General features: G+C 64.2%; 13 protein-coding genes. 2 read left to right on the top strand and 11 right to left on the bottom strand.

Features of this window, described 5'->3' with window-relative positions:
* Window positions 1-56: 56 nt before the first annotated feature.
* From wecB to ACIQK7_RS06680, 10 genes are all read right to left on the bottom strand, one after another.
* The gene (gene wecB / locus ACIQK7_RS06725) at window positions 57-1,187 is read right to left on the bottom strand and encodes a non-hydrolyzing UDP-N-acetylglucosamine 2-epimerase (RefSeq protein WP_403022474.1); all 1,131 of its coding nucleotides are present in this window, start codon (window positions 1,185-1,187) and stop codon (window positions 57-59) included.
* Window positions 1,184-2,293 (bottom strand): NAD-dependent epimerase/dehydratase family protein, encoded by a 1,110-nt coding sequence (locus tag ACIQK7_RS06720; protein WP_403022472.1) that lies wholly within the window; start codon window positions 2,291-2,293, stop codon window positions 1,184-1,186. Before ACIQK7_RS06720 ends, wecB begins: the two co-directional genes overlap by 4 nt.
* Entirely contained in the window at window positions 2,294-3,340 is a 1,047-nt protein-coding gene (locus ACIQK7_RS06715; protein ID WP_403022470.1) for an SDR family NAD(P)-dependent oxidoreductase, read from the bottom strand.
* Between the two features lie 49 nt (window positions 3,341-3,389).
* The gene (locus ACIQK7_RS06710; RefSeq protein ID WP_403022468.1) at window positions 3,390-4,355 is read right to left on the bottom strand and encodes a DegT/DnrJ/EryC1/StrS family aminotransferase; all 966 of its coding nucleotides are present in this window, start codon (window positions 4,353-4,355) and stop codon (window positions 3,390-3,392) included.
* The gene (locus ACIQK7_RS06705) at window positions 4,352-5,173 is read right to left on the bottom strand and encodes a GNAT family N-acetyltransferase (RefSeq protein WP_403022466.1); all 822 of its coding nucleotides are present in this window, start codon (window positions 5,171-5,173) and stop codon (window positions 4,352-4,354) included. The genes ACIQK7_RS06710 and ACIQK7_RS06705 overlap by 4 nt, the downstream gene beginning before the upstream one ends.
* Entirely contained in the window at window positions 5,151-7,064 is a 1,914-nt protein-coding gene (locus ACIQK7_RS06700) for a sugar transferase (RefSeq protein ID WP_403022464.1), read from the bottom strand. The genes ACIQK7_RS06705 and ACIQK7_RS06700 overlap by 23 nt, the downstream gene beginning before the upstream one ends.
* Window positions 7,016-8,101, bottom strand: coding sequence for a lipid II:glycine glycyltransferase FemX (locus ACIQK7_RS06695; protein ID WP_403022462.1), 1,086 nt, complete (start codon window positions 8,099-8,101; stop codon window positions 7,016-7,018). Before ACIQK7_RS06695 ends, ACIQK7_RS06700 begins: the two co-directional genes overlap by 49 nt.
* Window positions 8,098-9,219 carry a DegT/DnrJ/EryC1/StrS family aminotransferase gene (locus ACIQK7_RS06690; protein WP_403022460.1) on the bottom strand — a complete coding sequence of 374 codons (1,122 nt, stop codon included), beginning with the start codon at window positions 9,217-9,219 and terminating at the stop codon, window positions 8,098-8,100. Before ACIQK7_RS06690 ends, ACIQK7_RS06695 begins: the two co-directional genes overlap by 4 nt.
* Before the next feature lie 10 nt (window positions 9,220-9,229).
* Entirely contained in the window at window positions 9,230-11,050 is a 1,821-nt protein-coding gene (locus tag ACIQK7_RS06685) for a polysaccharide biosynthesis protein (RefSeq protein ID WP_403022458.1), read from the bottom strand.
* Window positions 11,051-11,366: 316 nt separating this feature from the next.
* Window positions 11,367-13,517 carry a DEAD/DEAH box helicase gene (locus ACIQK7_RS06680; RefSeq protein WP_403022456.1) on the bottom strand — a complete coding sequence of 717 codons (2,151 nt, stop codon included), beginning with the start codon at window positions 13,515-13,517 and terminating at the stop codon, window positions 11,367-11,369.
* Window positions 13,518-13,799: 282 nt separating this feature from the next.
* Between ACIQK7_RS06680 and ACIQK7_RS06675 the strand changes: the two genes are divergently transcribed.
* Together ACIQK7_RS06675 and ACIQK7_RS06670 are read left to right on the top strand one after the other, a co-directional pair.
* Entirely contained in the window at window positions 13,800-15,239 is a 1,440-nt protein-coding gene (locus ACIQK7_RS06675; protein WP_403023998.1) for an L-lactate permease, read from the top strand.
* Between the two features lie 130 nt (window positions 15,240-15,369).
* Window positions 15,370-16,335, top strand: coding sequence for an alpha/beta hydrolase (locus tag ACIQK7_RS06670; RefSeq protein ID WP_403022454.1), 966 nt, complete (start codon window positions 15,370-15,372; stop codon window positions 16,333-16,335).
* 9 nt (window positions 16,336-16,344) lie between these two features.
* Here ACIQK7_RS06670 and ACIQK7_RS06665 read toward each other — a convergent pair whose 3' ends face one another.
* The gene (locus tag ACIQK7_RS06665) at window positions 16,345-19,623 is read right to left on the bottom strand and encodes an efflux RND transporter permease subunit (RefSeq protein ID WP_403022452.1); all 3,279 of its coding nucleotides are present in this window, start codon (window positions 19,621-19,623) and stop codon (window positions 16,345-16,347) included.
* Window positions 19,624-19,712 lie beyond the last annotated feature (89 nt).

The raw sequence follows: 19,712 nt of genomic DNA, 5'->3' as shown, positions 1-19,712 counted from the left end.
AGTTCTCAGAGAATCTCGGCCTAACGGACTCAACACGCTAAGGGAACCAGACCTCATTAGAGCCGAATTCCCCTGCGCTCGTGATGCGTTGACGCCGTCGAGTGGATGAAGTTGACGACACGGCGTGATGCATCTGCGATCTGGTACTCGAACGGCACTTCGGCCGGCTCGTCCTCTTCGAACTGCTGGAGGGTCATGGCGACGGCGCCGAGCACGCTGGCGGACTCGACACCGCAGGTGATGGTGACACCGGTGTCGATAGCTTCCGGCCGCTCGATCGCATCGCGCAGCGAGACGCCGGGGAACCCGAGGATCGCCGACTCCTCGCTGATCGTGCCGCTGTCGGAGAGCACGAGACGAGCAGATTGCTGCAGTCGCACATAGTCGTTGAAACCGAACGGCGCATGGAAGATCAGGTTGCGCTTGAGTTCCTCGGGCTGGCCCTCCAGGCGCTTGCGTGTGCGTGGGTGCGTCGACACGAGGACGGGGAGATCGTAGGTCGACGCGACCGCACCGAGGGCCTCAAGCACGGACTCGAGCCGTTCCGGGTTGTCGACGTTCTCCTCTCGGTGCAGGCTCACGAGGAAGTAGCCGCGCTCCTGGAGGCCCTGGGCCTCCAGGATCGTGCTCGCGGCGATCGCCTCGGCGTTGCCCTCGAGCACTTCCCGCATGGGCGAGCCCGTGAGCAGGATGCGGGAAGGATGTATGCCTTCACTGAGCAAGTTGCGGCGTGCGTGCTCCGTATAGACGAGGTTGTAGTCGGCGACGTGATCGACGAGGCGACGGTTCGTCTCTTCCGGGACGTTCTCATCGAACGAACGGTTGCCCGCCTCCATGTGGTACACCGGGATCTTCATCCGCTTCGCCATCACCGCGGAGATGCAGCTGTTGGTGTCACCGAGCACGACCACGGCATCCGGCTTCTCTTCGAGGAGTACTTGCTCCACCTTCGTGAGGATCGAGCCCAGCACGGCACCCAGCGAGGACGTCTCCGCGTTGAGGAAGTGGTCGGGACGGCGCAGTCCGAGATCCTCGAAGAACACCTCGTTGAGCTCGTAGTCGTAGTTCTGGCCCGTGTGCACCAGCACATGCTCGGTGTACTTGTCGAGACGCTTGATCGTGGCTGCCAGGCGAATGATCTCCGGGCGGGTGCCGACGACCGTCAGGACTTTCAGTTTCTGGTTCATACGTGCACTGCCTCTGCGATCGTGTCGGGTGCGTCCGGGTCGAAGATGTCGTTGGTCCAGAAGGACGTGTACAGGATTTCCGAGCCGATGTTGGTGATCTTGTGTGACCACATCGTCGGCATGTCCACGGCGGCGGGCTCGTCACCGCTCACCTCGAATTCGAAGACCTCCTCGGTGAAGAGCTTGCGCAGCGAGATGACCGCGACACCCGACAGCACCGTGAAGCGTTCCACCTTGCGCCGGTGGAAGTGATCGCCACGACTGATGCCGGGCACGGTCGTGGAGAAAGACGACTGACCGCACCCGCCATGCGTGCGGATGATCTCGAAGAATGAGCCGCGGGCATCCGCATGCCTGGTCAGCCGCACGGGAGCCTGGGCTGGGAACGTATACGAGCGATACGTGTTGAAGAGATTGCGGTCGAACACGGTGGAGATATCTGGGATCTCACCGAGAGAGTACGTGCTCGCGTAGCTCGAGAGACGCTCGAGGAGCCCGGAGACCGTCTCGTGCACCTCGAGCTCGGGCTGTCGCACGGTTGGCACCGTTCCAAGCAGAAGGTCAGCGGCGTCCTGCGCGTGGAGGAGCGTGAGCTCCTTGTCATTCTCGACCGTGGGGCTCTCGCCGGACGCGAGCAGGTGGCAGAAGGTGGACGTCACCGCGTTGTAGAAGGGACGGCCGTGCTCGCCGAAGAGATTCGGTAGCTCGACATCCAGGAACTCAGAGCCCACGTCGGCGGCCGCCCGCCGCAGGACATCGGCCGCGCGAGCCTTGGCATCACCGTAGACGCTGCCGTTGGTTGACTGCGTGGAGTTGGCGAAGACCACGACAGGCGGTGGCGCGTCGGCGGCCCGCAACGCCGCAGCCGCCTGGGCCGCGAACTGTTCGTTGCCCTCCTTGACCTCGACATCGGTCCCGCGGTTGACGCCGGCGATGTGCACGAAGCGCTGGGCGCCTGAGATCGCGGCCGCCGCGGTCATTTGGTCGAACCCTACCCCCACCGCGACATTCCTGGCCTCAACTCCAGCCTCGACGAGTGCAGCTCGGGTATGCCAGCCGAGAAAACCGTTCGCTCCGGTCAGCGCCTGGTGTGCGAGTTCGCTCACTCAGCTCACCCGGCTGAGAGATGCGCCGGCGGCAGCGAGTTCCCGACGAACTTCGGGGAGCGTCAACAGCAGTTCCTCCACCTCGGGGATGTCCATGCGATCCACGGTGTGCGAATCATAGTCGTCGTACTTGGTCAGCGATTTGTCGCCCTCGTCGACGTACACGCTGTAGTTGAGATCCCGATTGTCGGCCTGAATGCGGAAGTAGTCGCCCATATCGTCCGCACGGGCAAGCTCCTCCCTGCTCGCGAGCGCCTCGGAGAGCTTTTCGGCGTGGCGGGTACCGATGACCTCGACCTTCGCCCGTGCCTCGAAGAGGTTGATCGTCGCCTGCGCGAGATCGCCAACCGTGCAGGACTTCGCCTTGCGAATGAACAGGTCACCCTGATTCGCGTTGTGAAAGGCGAACTCGACCAGGTCGACAGAGTTTGACAGGGACATCATGAAGCGCGTCATGTCGGGGTTGGTGACCGTGAGGTTTTTGCCAGCCTTGAGCTGGCGGATGAACAGGGGTATCACCGATCCGCGTGAGTACATGACATTGCCATAGCGGACGCAGGACACCGTCGTTTCGGCATTCGGGTTGTTCAGCCCAAACGACTGTGCGACCTTCTCCATCATCGCCTTGCTCATGCCCATGGCGTTGACCGGGTACACCGCCTTGTCCGTGCTCAGACAGACAACCGAGGAGACGCCAGCGTGATCGGCCGCGCGAATGACGTTCTCGCTGCCCTGAACGTTGGTCTTGACGGCCTCCATGGGGAAGAACTCGCACGAGGGCACCTGCTTGAGAGCCGCAGCGTGAAAGACGTAGTCGACGCCCTTCATCGCGCGCTCCACGCTCAGATAGTCGCGGATGTCGCCAACATAGAAACGGAGACGCGAATCCCCCAGCTCGTGCCGCATCTGGTCCTGCTTCGCCTCGTCACGACTAAGGACGCGAATCTCCTCGACGCCACGCTCAAGCAATTTGCGCGCGACGGTATGGCCGAAGGACCCTGTCCCGCCCGTTACAAGGATGCGACTACCGGTGTAATCGTGATTCATGCTGTCAGTCCAATTCCTTAGTTGTGTGCCTCATTTGACTACCGCTCCGCTAGGAGTCGCCAATCTGCTTTTCAGTCATCTGGTGAAGGCTTGCTCGGAACGAATCAACGAGCGACGGTATCTCGTTGGTGACAACGTCTTGGTGGACCGGAAAGTTGATGATGTGGCGGGACAGTTTCTCAAGACGAGGAAAGGCCCCGCCTAGCTCTTGTATCAGAGTGTGGTAGAGACTGACCATTCCAAAGCCCTCGGCATTCATCCTGCGATAAATGCTGTCGCGAATCTCACCGTGCACCCAGATGGGTAGTGTCTGCGGCACGTCACCTTCGCTCAGCTCTGGCCACAGAAGTGTGAATTCGTTGCCGCACTCCGGGAGTTCGAGCAAGTGGGAAGTTAGGACGCTGAAGTTGCGCCGACGCGCATTAGCGATCTCGCGCCAGTCGTACGACAGGACCTCAACGGCAAGATCTGGACGAGTGCCGACTTGCTTCTCAATCAACCCGGCATTTCTGTAGAGCGCCATTCCCCCTTCGGCCAGCGGGAATTGCTTGTGCAGGGAAAAGAGAAGGACATCACCAAAGCGCCCAGCGCTGCTCTCCGACTGAGAAGTGAAGAACCCGTGCGCTAGATCTTCCACGAGAATCACGTCGTGCTCGTCGGCCATCCGACGCAACTCCTGGAGCCGTGGCTCTGAGCGCCCGTAATAATGAATGATGACAAGCACGCCATAGCCACCGGACTTTAGCTGCGCTTCAACCTCATCTAAATCTGCCGACAGGTCGGGATTCAGCCCGTAGAAGCCGTATTGGACTTCCGCCTCACGGACAGGGTCAAAAACGCCGCTTCCTTCGATTGCGGACCATCCGATAAATCCCGGGAGCAAGACTCCCCTCTCCAGCGCGGCCGCCGAGTTCACAAGAAGGTCTCTCATCCCTTCTCGAGCCGAGGGATAGAAGAAGGCAGGGGTGCGGCTCGTATCTCGGCGACGTGCGGTCTTTTCGAGGCTGGCAGTCAAAATATCAATCCGTTCCGTGCTGGCGAATCGTCTAGAAGAGTGAGGACCATACGTCTGCTAGTGAGCAGGTGCTCGAAGGCCCCCTTGAGCATTCGGAAGGCGGAGTCCGACACGATACAGAAGCGGATCGAAGCTTCAGGAAATTGTGTTCGCACAGAGGCCAGGAGTTCATCCTCGTCGAATGCTGCCACGTCGAATGCCCGGATGACGCCGTGACCCAGACGCCCGAGCTTCCTAGCCACCCCAGTCGTCTTCACCTCTAACTCGCAGAATCCGTACCGTTCGAAGGCCGCATGTGCGTAAGGCAGATTTGTGATGGTCGCGTGCCCGGCTGCCGCAGGCATTTCGCGAGTAACCCAGTGCGACTGCTCCGCCTCGACGAAGCCGAGCTTCTTATAAAGGGCGCGTGCAGGAACATTCTCGCTGAAAACGTCCAACTGAATGCGTTCGATCGCACGGTGTAGAGACCGGAATCGGTCGATCAGCAACGTCGCAATGCCCCGGCCTCTAGCCGAGCGAGAGACGCAAACGTAGGAGAGGTGCGCTGTCGGCGAATCAAGAAGCCGAAAATCCGCGAATCCGACGACGCTGTCGTCCGAGAGATCGACGGCGACCTGCCGCACAACAGACGGCATAGCAGTCGGATATGCAACGCCGACCTCCAGAAAATGCTCGATGCCCGCCTGCGTGTAGGTCATGTAAGGCCGTAGCCGCGGCTCGAATGAATCACTAAGTAAGCGCGCTACTGCGGCAAGGTCATCAAGACGGAGCGGTCGAATCTCAATGCCGTTAATGTCACACCACCGTCCGGCGTTCATCGTCGAGATTCTGCATTACGGACTCAGCATCGACTACGACACCATGCCGGCCGAAAACGTTCCCGACGGTGAGCCACAAGATCTTCAAGTCCTGAATAACGGACAAGTTTTTGACGTATGAGATGTCGAGCGCGAGCCGGTCGTCCCAAGACAGGGTGTTCCGCCCATTGACCTGAGCCAACCCCGTGATTCCCGGACGTACTCGAAGCCGAAGCCGTTCCTGTTGAGTGAAATGAGGTGTATAGCGCAGCAACAGCGGGCGAGGCCCGACTAGAGACATCTGCCCCCGCAACACGTTCCACAGTTCTGGCAGTTCGTCGAGACTCGAAGACCTGAGGAAACTGCCCAATCGAGTGAGGCGAAGATTGTCAGGCAGCATCGAACCATCTGTGTCCGTCTTCTCGGTCATGGTCCTGAACTTCAATAGAACAAACGGCACATTGTCTCGTCCTGGTCTCGGCTGCTTGAAGATCACGGGGCTGCCGATTCGGAGCTTCACCACGAGCGCGATGATTGCCATTGGAATCGCCGCGATTATGAGCCCGATAGATGAGATGGAAATGTCGAATAGTCGCTTCATGGTGAGAAAGCGAGGCCGCAGGAAGCTTTCTTCTTCTAGAACGCGAGAAAAGCGGGCAGCTCCCACGTCGAGCGATAGTTCTTGGGCGTAAAATTCGCGGCCCGCTGCTCCCATAGTCGAACGCTCCTCTGGGTCAAGTCGCGTCAGCGCTTTGACTGCATCCGCTAGGGAAGCGGCGTTCTCCGGTTCAAACGCTATGCCCGCTTTGGCGTGCTTGACCAAGTCTGCCGCGTCACCCCGTACCCCCATGAGAATCGGTCGCCCGACCATCAAGTACGCCTGCGTCTTCGAAGGAACCGTAATGGCAAAGAGGGGGTCATCACGCAGATGAACGAGAAGCGCATCTGAAGAGCTCAGGACTTCGCCGATTTCCGAGAGTGGTCGACGGGGTAGAAACTCGACGTTGGTAAGCTTTCGGGACAGGGCGAGTTCCCGAAGTGCTGGCAACTCGACGCCGCCGCCTACTATCCGGAACGTGACGTTTCCGTCTCTGGCCAGTAGTTCCGCTGCCTCTAGTACAGTCTCCAGGCCCTGTCCGTGTCCGATATTGCCAGCGAACGTAACGGTGAATGGTTCTCCGGCCAACTTCGGACCAGTGGAAGCGGGTACAATCTGCGCCTCATCTGCCCAGTTAGGTATTACGTCAATCCGCTCCTGGGGAATGCCTCTTGCCGCTATTGTCCGCCGGAAGCCTTCGGAGAGAACCACTAGCTTCGAGGCACCTCTGTAGATGTTCGACATCGCGACCGCCACAATCCTCAGGGCGGTTGGGCTACGGACCATTCCCGTGGCACCGAGCGTGTCGGGCCAAAGGTCCTGGACGTCGTAGACGTAGGGGACGCCACGGACGAGTTTGAGCACCCGGGCGGGCAGCCCGATCGAAGCCGGAGGATGGTAGACATATGCGACATCGGGGCGCCTAACGCCGAGAACCGCGATCGAGGCGGTAACGGCGAATGAGAGATAGTTGAAAGCACGGCGAATGCCGGAGTTGTCATGACTGGGATACAGAGGCACTCGAAGGATCGGGATGCCGTCGACGACCTCACGCTGGAAGAGGCGGATCCGGTACCCCTCGTAGAGCTTCCCGCCGGGATAGTTCGGAAATCCGGTGAGAACGCGAACCTCAAATCCGAGGTCACGGAGCTTCCTTGCGAAGAGCATGCCTTTGAAAGTCGGCTCGGGGTCAAACCATTGGGTTAGGAGCAACACACGGCGACGGCGCGTTCGCGAGCGCCGAGCTACAGGAGTCACGCTGGTTGTCAAAGCGGCATCCTGTATGCCGGGAAGTAGTCTGACTGCGACGGCCATGCTTTGTCAGCGACGCTGAAGTCCGACTTGCGTCTGTCGACCAGTTTCTGGAACTCGTCCGGCGCGACTATGAGCTCCCCTGTACGAAATTCAACGACCCCCGTCGGCGCAAAACACCGCTTGTATCGCTCGATACCATCCCCGGGTGACGCACCGCCTCCTAGGACGAAGCGAGACTTACCTCGCGCCTTAGCCCAAAGCATTACCTCGAACTTCAAAAGGTCGTTTGGGCGAAATTTGAAGGCATGTTCACTGGTCCCGCCGAGGAACGAGTAGATGGTGTCGCCGGACACCAGGACAAGTTCTGTAGAAACTACCTCGCCGTCGAGGAGGGCGTTGGCATAAACGTACTGTCCAGCAAGCTCGGAGTTGATCGCTTCGAAGAACTCTCTCGGAAAATAATACCCGGCGTCTGCATCGCGTCGGCGCATGGTCTCCGCATAGATGCGCAAGAAATCGTCTAGAGAATCGCCGCTCTCATCCATCGAGACCGTTATCCCGCTTCGACGGGCCTTGTTGACGTTCTTGCGGACTTTGTGCTCAAATCCCGTCCAGAGAAATTCCTCCGTGGGCGCGAGTGACACCACGATGTTGTTTGTCCGCGCACGAACGATGCCGGGGAAATCAGCTTCAACGCCAGCGTCCAGACTGAAACGTATGAACTGCGAAACCACCGAATGCGCGCGCGCCCACGTGTCGAACTCCTGCCAGAACCGAACGGTAGGGATATGGTGCTCGGAGCCCCAAGTCCAAGGCCCCCCATATCCGTACGGGCTGCAGATATCCGCAAGCGGGCCAAGCCCGTCCAGTGATTCGATCGGTCGCAGAACGAACGGCAACATAATCCGTTCGCCCTTCTCTGTTGTCATGGCGGCACAGAGAGCGCGTTCGCCGTGCTCAATGAACCGTTTCACATACCCTGGGTGCGCCGAGACCTCGGTATTCGGCATCGTTTTCCAGAACTCGACCCACAGAGCTTCCTGCCCGGGATCCGCGGCGTCCCAGACGCAGAACCTCTGCTCGCCGAGCTGCGTCACCAACGAGTACCCCCCACGAAATCCTGCAATGCCGACATCACCCGGTGAACCTCTCCATCACTCAACGCTGACCCGCTCGGGAGCGTGAGTCCCGTCTCAAACAGTGTCTGGGAGGCTCCGCTGATCAGCGTACGCGCACCCCTGAATACCGGCTGGAGGTGCATGGGTTTCCAGAGCGGCCTGCTCTCGATGTTCTCATCGAGCAGTGCCGCACTCAGAGCCGACGGAATCCAGCCGGTGACGGCCGTATCCACGATGATCGATGTAAGCCAAAAATTGTCCCCATCATCGTTCGCACCGCCGAAGATTTCCACGCCTGGCACAGTCGCGAAAAGTTCGCGATAGCGCTCGCGCATCGCCCGGCGCCGCGCGATCATCTCGTCGAGGCGCGAGAGCTGGGCTCGCCCCAGCGCAGCCAACAGGTTGCTCATCCGGTAGTTGTAGCCGATGTCGGTGTGCTCGTAGTGCACCGCCGGCTGGCGCGCCTGCGTCGCCAAGTAGCGTGTCCGGGTGGCGAGCGATTCGTCATCGGTGAGCAACATTCCGCCACCGGATGTCGTCATGATCTTGTTGCCGTTGAAAGACACGATCGAGGCCTGGCCGAAAGAACCGACAGCCCGCCCCTGATGCGTCGCGCCGAGAGACTCTGCCGCGTCAGCGAGAACCGGCACATTGAACTCGTCGGCGATCGCGCAAATCTCCGTGTAATTCACCGCTTTGCCGAGGAGATCGACCGGCACGATGGCGGCGACGCGCTCACCGGCGCCGACGAGCTGGGTCAAAGCTTGCCGCAGCAGCGCCGGAGACATGTTGCCGGTGTCGAATTCGCTGTCGATGAAGAAGGGAGCGGCGCCCGTATAGGTGATCGCATTGGCTGTCGCCGCAAAGGTCATGGTTGAGGTGATCACGATGTCACCCGGCTTGACGCCGAGACCGAGAAGCCCGAGATGGATCGCGGCGGTTCCCGAGCTGAGCGCAACAGCGTGCTGCACGCCGACGCGCGCGGCGAGCTCCCGCTCGAAGGCATCGACGTCAGGCCCGAGGGGCGCGATCCAGCCGGAGCGCATCGCCCGCACGACAAACTGCTCCTCCAACTCACCGACGTCGGGCGACGACATGTGAACGCGGCTATTCACCAGAACCATCCATGCTCGTTGAGGTCTCCACACCGACGGTGCGCGTGTCGAAGTCTCCGTTCTGGCACCGCGCCTCCCAATCGGTCAGGTCAAGGTTCTGCGGCGCGATCGAATGGATGCTCGTGTGCGTGATCTTCGGGTGGATCGGCCGCTCATCGCCCTCGTTGATGCCAATCAGTTCCTCGTGAAGTTTCTCGCCGGGACGGAGGCCCGTGAATACGATCTCGATGTCCTTTCCGGACATTTCAATCATTCGCTCCGCGACGTCGAGAATCCGAACTGGCTCGCCCATGTCAAGGATCAAGACCTCGGCGGGACGCCCGATACCGCCCGCCTGGACGACCAGCTGACAAGCCTCCGGGATGGTCATAAAGAAGCGGGTCGCATCCGGATGCGTCACGGTCAATGGACCACCGGCCTCAATCAGCGCCGTGAACGTCGGCAACATGGATCCGCGGCTTCCGATGACGTTGCCGAAGCGCACTGAAACATAGCGATCGCCCGTTGTCTCCGCCGCCCACGCGGTGAGCTTCTCTGCGACGCGCTTCGAATGACCCAGCACGCTCGTCGGGTTAGCCGCCTTATCCGTGGAAATGTTCACGAAGGTGTCGACTCCCACCTTCATCGCCGCCTGAAGCACGTTGACTGTGCCCAGCACGTTCGTCTTCCATGCCTCTTGTGGATACTGCTCGAGCATCGGCAGGTGCTTGAGTGCAGCAGCATGGAACACGACCTGGGGGCGACGCTCCGCGAAGATCCGCTCGAGCGCAGCGGAATCGCGGATGTCTGCGAGCACAACGTCCTTTGTGTCCAACAGTCCATGCCCGGAGATAGAGAGCTGTGCACTCTGCAAGCCAGTCTCGTCGCGATCGAGCATCATCAGCTCTGCGGGACGGAACTGCATGATCTGGCGACACAGCTCCGAACCGATGGAGCCCCCGGCGCCAGTAACAAGAACGCGGCGACCTTGGATGTAGCCGGCAATCGACTCGATCTCGGTGTCAACCACCTCCCGCCCGATCAGGTCGTCGATGGAGATGTCCCGGAGGTCACGGAGTCTCGAACGACCGCGGAGCACATCCTCTAGCGGGGGAAGAACCTTGACCTGCAACCCGGCATCCGCAGCAACATCCGAAATGCGGCGGAGACCAGCGGAATCGATACGCCCAATCGCGACGACCAAGACCGTCGCCTCGGTCTTCTGTGCGATCTCCGTCAGCTGTTCAGACGAGCCGAAGACATTGACGCCGGCGATCTGCACCCGGCGCTTTCGTGGATCGTCATCGATCAACCCGACAGGAAAGAAAGAGGAGAGCGGGTCCGTCCGCATGCGCTTAACCAGCGCCGTGCCGAGGTAACCGGCACCGTAAACGAGTGTGCGCTCCGTCTCATACACATGATTGACCGACTTCTCGGCGACCAGACGTCTCAAATACCGCACAGCACACATGAGCACGAGGGCGATCGGCATTGCCAAGAACACCGTGCTGCGCGGAATGGACATCGACAGACCGAACGCAAGCACGGGGAGACCCACCACTACAGCGATCAACGCGACCGTCCACACCAGCGCCAGCACCTCATCGAAGCTCCCGTAAGGGTGGCGACCACGGTAGAGGTAGAAGATCCAGCCAGCGACAAACTGCGCGACGATAATCAGCGCCGACAACACCGCCAGCGACGACCACGAAATCAGTTGGAATTCGAAGTCGTAACGCAACAGCTGCGCGAGCACCACAGCCGCCACCCAGGCGCAAGCATCCAACATGTACTTGGCCGCGATACGCGAGGTGGGTCCACCGGAGAACGTCACGGGAGAGCCGTCGGGTACGCCAGGAACCGGGTTCACAGTCGACCCCCTTCGCACGCGTCAGTTCCGTATGTCATCGGCCGGCTGTCTGCATTCGGCCAATATTCTGGCGTTAAGCTTGCCATACGTGGGAGACGGCTCCTTCCACCACGCTCGCAGGATCCCCGAGATCACGGGAACGAGTGCCCCAAAGTGGGGCCGGTGTTGCACGCAATTATGTTGCGCGGGGGAAGGCGCCCCATCGTTTCCAATGAGGCGCCCTCGGGGTGTGTGGTTTCGATACGGCCCTGGCGGGCGTACTCAACCCGCGAGGTGCGGGCTACAGGCCCGCGAGCTGGTCGAGCAGCGTGTCGCCCGGCTGCACGTTGTGCATGGTCGCGTCGATCTCGGCGCGGCCGAGCAGCTCGTCGATGCGGCGCTGGCGGTTGCGGGTCGTCAGCGTAACAACCGTTCCGGCCTTGCCGGCGCGACCGGTACGGCCAGCGCGGTGCAGGTACGTCTTGTACTCGTCGGGCGCGTCCGCCTGGATCACGAGCGAGATGTCGTCGACGTGGATGCCGCGGGCCGCGACATCCGTCGCCACCAGCACATTCACGCGACCGCTCGTGAGCAGCTGCAGGTTGCGCGTGCGACGGCCCTGGTTGAGGTCGCCGTGCAGCGAGGTCGCGGGGATGCCGGCATCCTCGAGCATGTCGGCGAGTTCCTCGGCGAAGGCGCGGGTGCGGGCGAAGACGAGCTTCTTGCCCTCGCCACCGGCGAGCTGCTCGATGACGGCACGCTTGTCGCGCTGCTCGATGAGGAGCACCTTGTGGTCGATCGTGCTCGACGCCTGGTCTTCACCAGCAACCTCGTGCACGGCCGGGTCGACGAGGAACTCGTTGACCAGCTGGGCAACGCCCTTGTCGAGGGTTGCCGAGAAGAGGAGCTTCTGGCCGCCATCCATCGTCTCGCGCAGGATGCGCTGCACGGGCTCGAGGAAGCCGAGGTCGCACATGTGGTCGGCCTCGTCGAGAACAGTGACCTTGACCTCGCTGAGGTCGAGTCGGCCCTGGTCGACGAGGTCCTCCACACGACCGGGGGTCGCGATGACGATGTCGACGCCGCGCTGGAGCGACATGACCTGCTTGTGCTGCGGCACGCCGCCCACGATCGTGGTCGTGAAGAGGCCGACACTGCGCGCGATGGGCTGCACCGTGCGGTCGATCTGCATCGCGAGCTCACGGGTGGGGGCGAGGATGAGCGCGCGGGGCTTGCGGCCCGGCTTGCGACCCTTGCCACCGTTGTTCTCCATGAGGCGCTCGACGACAGGAACGCCGAACGCGATCGTCTTGCCGGAGCCGGTCTTGCCGCGGCCGAGCACATCCTTGCCCGCAAGAACGTCAGGGATGGTCGCCGCCTGGATGGGGAACGGAGCCTCGGCACCCATCGCCGCGAGCTGGCGCGTGATGTTGTCGCCGACACCGAGATCGCCGAAAGTCTTGCCCTCGACCTCCCCAGCGGTCATGACCTTCGCCTCGAGCTTCTCGAGCACGACGTCGTCATGCGGGGTGAAGGAGCGGGTCTCGCGCTTCGGGTAGAGGTCGCTGTCGCGACGCGGCGGGCGCTCGTCATAGGAGCGGCGCGGCGCGCGGTCAGCGAAGTCACGACGGGGCGCGCGGTCGTCGAAGTCACGACGCGGGGCACGGTCGTCGAACGAGCGCTTGGGGCGGTCCTCGAAGCTGCGCTGCGGGCGGTCGCCGTAGGACGGGCGCTCGGAACGGGCCGGACGGTCACCATAGGAGGGACGCTCGCCACGGTTCTCGCCACGGTTGTACGCGGGGCGCTCCGTGCGGTTCTCGCCACGGTTGTATGCGGGGCGCTCGCCACGGCTCGGGCGGTCGCCGTAGGAGGGACGCTCGCCGCGCGGCGCGCGGTCGTCGAAGTCACGACGGGGAGCGCGGTCGTCGAACGAGCGCTTGGGGCGGTCATCCGAGCCTCGCTGCGGGCGGTCATAGGAGCCACGCTGCGGGCGATCACCGTACGACGGGCGCTCACCGCGAGCCGGGCGATCACCGTACGACGGGCGCTCACCGCGAGCCGGGCGATCACCGTACGAGGGACGCTCGCCGCGGTTCTCGCCGCGGTTGTACGCGGGACGCTCGCCACGAGCCGGGCGGTCGTTGTAGCTGGGACGCTCGGTGCGACCGTAGGAGGGACGCTCGGTGCGCTGGGCGCGGTCACCGTAGGGCGCGCGGCCGTTCGTGGGGCGCTCCTCACGGGGAGTCCAGTCGGGGCGGCGGTCGCCAGCAGGGCGGCGGTCGCCGGTGCGGGCGGCACGATCATCCGCTGTCCAGCGCTTCTTGGGTGCGGCGGCGGGGGCGTCAGCCTTGTAGCCGCGGTGTCCCGGGCTGCGACTGCCCGACTTGGCGCCGGATGCGCGTGCGCCGGACTTGGCGCCGCGGGGTGCAGAGAATTTCTTTGAATTGGGCATGGTGCTTTCCGGGTTGTTCTAAATGCATGGCAGGGCACAGCACCGTTAGCTGCACTACTGAGGAAACCCGGGCAATCTTTGGCCAGGACCGTTCACATACGTGATTTTTCCGAGGACACCATGGAGTAGATGGTGTGTGGAAACCGGCCCGAAAGACTTACAAACCCATACGCGAGAACTCGCGCTGTCTAGAGCCGACCAACCTACGGTACAGGAGCGAAGCTGAGAAAGCGAGGGTAGCCTTGAGGTTGGCTCCACCCTCTTGAAGACAAGGCACGCACCATCTCCCCCATCGACGTCGCCCTCGCGGCGCTGCCCATCGCGCTGGTCGCGACCCTGCTGGCCTTCCGACTCAAGCCGATCCCGGTCGTGCTCGGCGCCCTTGCGGTGACTCTCGCGCTCTCGTTCCGCTTCCCCATGACGACGGATGCCCTCGCCTCCGGCCTCGACCGGCTCGTGCCCGTGCTGGTTGCCGTGTCGCTCATCATCCTCGGTGGCGTGCTGCTCAACGAGACCCTCGCGGTCGCGGGGGCGCAGACCCGCATCGGCTCGTGGTTGCGGGCGGCGGCACGGGACCATGACCGCTCGGTGCTGCTCATCGGCCTCGCGATCGCACCCCTCGGCGAGTCGCTCATCGGCTGGGGCATCGGCATCGTGATCGCGGTTCCGCTCCTCATCCAGTTGGGGCTCTCGGCGACGAAGGCCGCCACGATCGCCCTCCTCGGTATGGTCATCTCACCGTGGGGATCCCTTGGACCGGGCCTGCTCGTCTCGGCCGGGCTCGGCGGGGAGTCCCTCCGCGATGTCGGCTCCTGGGCCGCCATCTTCAGCCTCCCCGTGCTGCTCGTGATGGGCGCCGCTGTCGCGATCGTCGGCTCCGGATGGCGCGCGGCCGTGCGCCGATCGGGCGAGCTCCTCGCGATGGTCGCGATCATGTGGATCGTGCTCACGGCGACCAACCTGTGGGTGAGCGTTCCCCTCGGCGGCGTGCTCAGCGCACTCGCCGGCGCCCTCTGGCTCCTGCTCTGCGCGCGCGTCGGCGGCGGACGGTTCCCCCGCATGGACGGCGCGACCGCCCGCTCACTCCTCCCCTACGGGGTGCTCGTCACGGGGCTGCTGAGCATGACCGCGCTCACATCCTTCTTGCCCTTGGGCGCGGCATCCGGAGTGCTCGCGAGCCCCGCGCTGTGGCTCGTCATCACCGCCGCCGTCACGCCGCTGCTGCTCGGCCTCGACCGGGCGACGACGCGCGTCGGGTTCGGCAAGGGGATGCGCACCTTCTGGCCGCTCTGGTTCGTGACCGTGCTCTTCATCACCTTCGGCGCGCTACTCGCCGCAAACGGCATGGCCGCCGCACTCTCGGATGGGGCCGCAATGCTCGGGCCGGGCTTCCTCTTCGTCGTGCCGCTGCTCGGCTTCATCGGGGGCTACGCGACGACCTCCAACACGGCCGTCGCCTCGATGTTCTCGGCGGGCGTCGCCCACGTCGCGACCGCCCTCGATGCCTCGCCCATCGTCGCGCTCGGCGCGCAGAATGCCGCCGTCGGGCCGGCCGTCGGCGCATCGCCCCCGCGCATCGCCCTCGCCGCCGCCATGGCCGACGACAACCGTCGCGAAGGAACCCCAACCGCAGACCTGCGCTACGCGGCCCTCGTGCTGCTCGCGGCCAACGGCATCATTCTCGCGATCCTCACGCCGGTCGCGGTGCTGCTCGCGACCTAATCCTGATCGCGAATCGAGCGCGCGCCGAACAGCGGCTTCACGCAAACCGGATGCCCGCTGGATGAGCCCCCACTCAGGCCCGAACGGGGGTGCAACAGCCGCCCTGCGGCTCACGTAGAGTATCCGCACGATGCACCGAACCCGACGGCGCGCACGCCACACGACCGCGCTCAGCGCCGCCGTCATGCTGCCCGCCATGCTCGGCCTCGCGGCGTGCACGCCCACCGCCGACGCCGCGCTCGCGCCGGCATCCGTCGTCGACACGGTGCCCATCTACCCCGACGTCACGGTCACGGCCGACGTGCCCTACCCCGCCGGCGACGGCGGCACACAGCTGCTCGACGTCTGCCAGCTGGCGGATGTCACGGCCAGCACCATCAACAACGGACCCCGCCGCGCGCTCGTGCTCGTGCACGGCGGCAGCTGGCGCGAGGGCGACAAGGCCTCGACGTGGTGGCGCAGCACCTGCGAATGGCTCGCGTCGGAAGGCTTCGTCGTCTTCAACCTGAACTACCGGCTCGCTCCGCAGCATCCGTACCCCGCCGCCATCAATGACGTGCGCGCCGCCGTCGAGTGGGTGCGGCAGCCCGCGCAGGTCGCGGCGTACGGCTACGACCCGGCGCTCATCGGCGCCGTCGGCGGCTCGGCTGGCGGCAACCTCGTGTCGCTGCTCGGCACGTCGGGTTCCGGTGTCTGGGACATCGGTTCACGCGTCGCCGCCGTCGTCGAACTCAGCGCACCCACCGACCTCACGCGTGCGGGGCTCGAGCTCGGCGCACTGCCCGAGGGCTTCGACCGCACGCAGCTCGAATACCTCGGATGCTCGAGCTACCGTTCCTGCGCCGTCGCCGCCGAGGCATCCCCCCAGGCGCACGCCGACCAGACCGACCCGCCCTTCTTCATCGCCCACTCGGTGGACGAATACATCCCGATCGGGCACGCGCACTCGCTCGCGGATGCGCTCACCGAGGCGGGCGCATCCGTCACCCTCGTCGAGGTGCCGGGTATCGCCCACTCGATCGCGCTGCTCGGCACGAGCGAACCGACGCCGTTGCGCGACGAGATCGTGGAGTTTCTGCGCGACGCGCTCTCCTGATTCTGAAAGCTACGAGGTCGGGAGTTCCCTCGTGTCGCCCTCCGCGACCAGCTTCGCCTCGGCACGCTTCTGCTCGCGGCGCTCCTTCGCCCCCTCGACGAGGTAGTAGAGCGACGGCAGCACGACGAGTGTGAGCAGCGTCGACGAGACGAGCCCGCCGATCACGACGATCGCGAGGGGCTGCGAGATGAAGCCGCCGTGACCCGTGAGGCCGATGCCGAGCGGGAGCAAGGCGAAGATCGTCGCGAGCGCCGTCATCAGGATGGGGCGGAGCCGTCGGCTCGACCCCTTCACGACGGCGTCGTAGGCCGTCATGCCCTTGGCGCGGTACTGGTTGACGAGATCAACCAGCACGATCGCGTTCGTGACGACGATGCCGATGAGCATGAGCACGCCGATGAGCGACGGCACGCCGAGCGGGATGCCCGTCGCAACCTGCAGTGCGATCGCGCCCGTCGCCGCGAACGGCACCGACACGAGCAGCAGCAGCGGCTGCCGCAGGCTCTTGAAGGTCGCGACCATGACGACGTAGACGATCAGGATGGCGACCAGCAGCGCGATGCCGAGCTGCCGGAAGGCGTCACCCTGCTGTGCCGTGACGCCGCCGAGCTCCGCCTCCGCACCGGCGGGCAGATCGAGCGCGTCGACCGCCGCCTGGATCTCGGCCGAGGCGGTTCCCACGTCGTCACCGTTGGGGGTGACGCTCACGGTCGCGGACCGCACACCCTTGATGGTCGTGACGCTCGCGGGGCCATCGACCTCCTCGACCGAGGCGATCGAGTCGAGCCGCACGAGGCCACCCGCGCTCGGGATGCGGAACGCCCGCAGCTCGGCCAACGTCTCGGGCGCCGTCTCGTTCTCGATGTAGATCGAGAGCGACTTGTCGTCGATCACGACGGTGCCGACGGAGCGCGGCAGCATCGCCTGCGACACGATCCCGCCCACCGCGATCTCGCTGAGACCAATCGCGGCGGCCGCCTCACGGTCGACGATGACACCGATGTACGGCTGGGATACAGAAAGGTTGCTGCTCGCCTCGGCCGTGACATCCAGGCCACGCACCTCCTCGAGCACGGCCTGGGCCGCCTCCTCGAGTGCGTCTCGGCCGGGCGCCTCGATGTCGATGTCGATGTCGGTCGAGGCGAAGCCGGAGCCGGCCGTCGCGAGTGAGACCTCGCCGACCTCGTCGAGCTCCGCGATGGCCGCCCGCACGTCGGACTGCACGCGCTCCTGGTCGGCATCCGCATCGGTCGTGATGGAGAAGGTCGCGTCGCCGCCACCGCCGAACGCGGCCATGATCGACCCGCCGGAGGAGCCGAGCGAGAGCTGCACCGTCTCGACGCCGTCGACGCCGCGCAGGGCTTCCTCGACCGCGGTGGCCGCCTCATCCTGTGCCTCCAGGCTCGAGCCGAGCGGGAGGGTCTGCGTGACGGTGAGGGTGTTCTGGCCACTGTCGCCGATGAAGTTGGTCTTCATGAACGGCAGCATCGCGACCGTCAGCAGCAGCACCAGCACGGCCGCACCGAGTGTGATCGCGGGGCGCTTCAGCGTGTAGTGGATGACCGGAAGGTAGGCCTTCTGCAGGCGCGAGGGCTTCTCGCGCTCCTCGGCCTGCGCGGCCGCCGCCTCGCGCCGGGCGCGGCGCGACGGCACGGGGGTGCCCGGGTTGAGGGCCTGGAGCGCCGCCGTGCTGGTGTCGACGTACTCGACGGCGGGTGCGGCATCCGCCGGCGCAGCATCCGTCGACGCAGCGCCCGACTTCGCCGCCTTCTTGCGCTCCTTGCGCTCGCGGCGGGCCGCCTCGCTCTCATTGCCGAGGAACCAGTACGCGAGCACGGGCACGATCGTGAGCGAGACGAAGAGCGACGCGGCGAGCGCAATCGTCACCGTGAGGGCGAAGGGCCGGAACAGCTCGCCCGTGATGTCGCCGACGAGGGCGAGCGGCAGGAACACCGCGACCGTCGTGACGGTCGCCGAGGTCACCGCGACGGCGACCTCCTTGACGGCCGTCTGGATCGCCTCGAGCTTGCCCTCGCCGAGGCCGATGTGCCGCTTGATGTTCTCGATGACGACGATCGAGTCGTCGACGACGCGACCGATCGAGATCGTGAGGGCGCCGAGCGTGATGATGTTGAGCGTGTAGCCAGAGGCCTGCATGCCGATGAAGGTGATGAGCACGGATGCCGGGATCGAGATCGCGGTGACGAGGGTCGACCTGATCGACATCAGGAATACGAGGATCACGATGACGGCGAAGATCAGGCCGAGGAGACCCTCCGTCGTGAGGCTCTCGATCGACTGCTGGATGAACGGCGCCTGGTCGAAGACCACCGTGAACTCGGTGCCCTCGCCGATCGCCTCCTCGAGCTCCGGGATGGCCTCCTGCACGGCCTCCGAAACCGCGACGGTGTTGCCCGCTGGCGTCTTCGTGACGGCGATCGTGAGCGCCGGTTCGCCGTTGACGCGCGAGATGCCCTCGACGGGGTTGTCGGTGATCGCGACATCCGCCACGTCGGCAATCGTGAGGGGTGCGCCGGCGGGGTCGAGCACTCCCGACAGGGGAAGCGCGGAGATCTGCTCGACGGAGTTGATGCGGGAGCCGGCCTGCACCGAGAGCGTCGACTCGTCTTCCGTGATCTCGCCCGCGGGAAGGAGCGTGCCGTTGGCCTCAAGCGCATCCGTGATGTCAGCGTTGCTGGCCCCGGCCGCGGCGAGCGCCGCCCGGTCGGGAGTGATCGTGACGCGCTGGCCGACCGTGCCGAGCAGGCTCGCCTCGCGCACGCCTTCCAGTGCTTGGATGTCGGTCAGGGTCGAAGCTTCGAGCGCCGCGCTGAGGTCGCGCACATCCAGGTCGCTCGTGACGGCGATCTGGATGACCGGCAGGTCGTCCACGGAACCCGAGATGACCTGCGGGTCGATGTCCTCCGGCAGGGTCGAGGAGATGCGGTTGATCGCCTGGTTGACCTTCTGCTCCGCCGTCGCCAGGTCGGTACCGTATTCGAACGACGCCGAGATGATCGAGATGTTGGTGCGGGATGTCGCGGTCGTGCCCTCAAGGCCCGCGACCCCCTGGATCGCGATCTCGATCGGGGTGCTGACGTCTTCGTTCACGACCTCGGGCGCCGCGCCGGGGTAGGCGGTGATGACAGCCAACTGCGGGAACGAGATCGAGGGGATCAGTTCCTGCTTGAGGCTCGTCAGCGAGATCGTGCCGAAGATGCCCACCACAATCGTGACGAGGGCGATCAGGGCCCGATTGCGCAGGCTGAAGACGGAAAGCAGGTGCACGGGCACTCTCCCTGGGTGGCGACGGACATTCAGTATTTCAGGTCTGCGCCGCCGCCCGCTGACATGTGCGCACAATGGTGTGTGCCATT

The organism is Salinibacterium sp. GXW1014, assembly GCF_044769865.1.
In the GTDB taxonomy this organism is placed as follows: domain Bacteria; phylum Actinomycetota; class Actinomycetes; order Actinomycetales; family Microbacteriaceae; genus Homoserinimonas.
This window is presented reverse-complemented; position numbering and strand designations above follow the sequence as displayed.

Bases quoted from the DNA above. Each gene is read 5' to 3' on its own strand.
- wecB (WP_403022474.1), bottom strand. From the start codon at position 1,187: ATGAACCAGAAACTGAAAGTCCTGACGGTCGTCGGCACCCGCCCGGAG.
- ACIQK7_RS06715 (WP_403022470.1), bottom strand. From the start codon at position 3,340: ATGAATCACGATTACACCGGTAGTCGCATCCTTGTAACGGGCGGGACA.
- ACIQK7_RS06705 (WP_403022466.1), bottom strand. From the start codon at position 5,173: ATGAACGCCGGACGGTGGTGTGACATTAACGGCATTGAGATTCGACCG.
- ACIQK7_RS06700 (WP_403022464.1), bottom strand. From the start codon at position 7,064: ATGGCCGTCGCAGTCAGACTACTTCCCGGCATACAGGATGCCGCTTTG.
- ACIQK7_RS06690 (WP_403022460.1), bottom strand. From the start codon at position 9,219: ATGTCGTCGCCCGACGTCGGTGAGTTGGAGGAGCAGTTTGTCGTGCGG.
- ACIQK7_RS06680 (WP_403022456.1), bottom strand. From the start codon at position 13,517: ATGCCCAATTCAAAGAAATTCTCTGCACCCCGCGGCGCCAAGTCCGGC.
- ACIQK7_RS06670 (WP_403022454.1), top strand. From the start codon at position 15,370: ATGCACCGAACCCGACGGCGCGCACGCCACACGACCGCGCTCAGCGCC.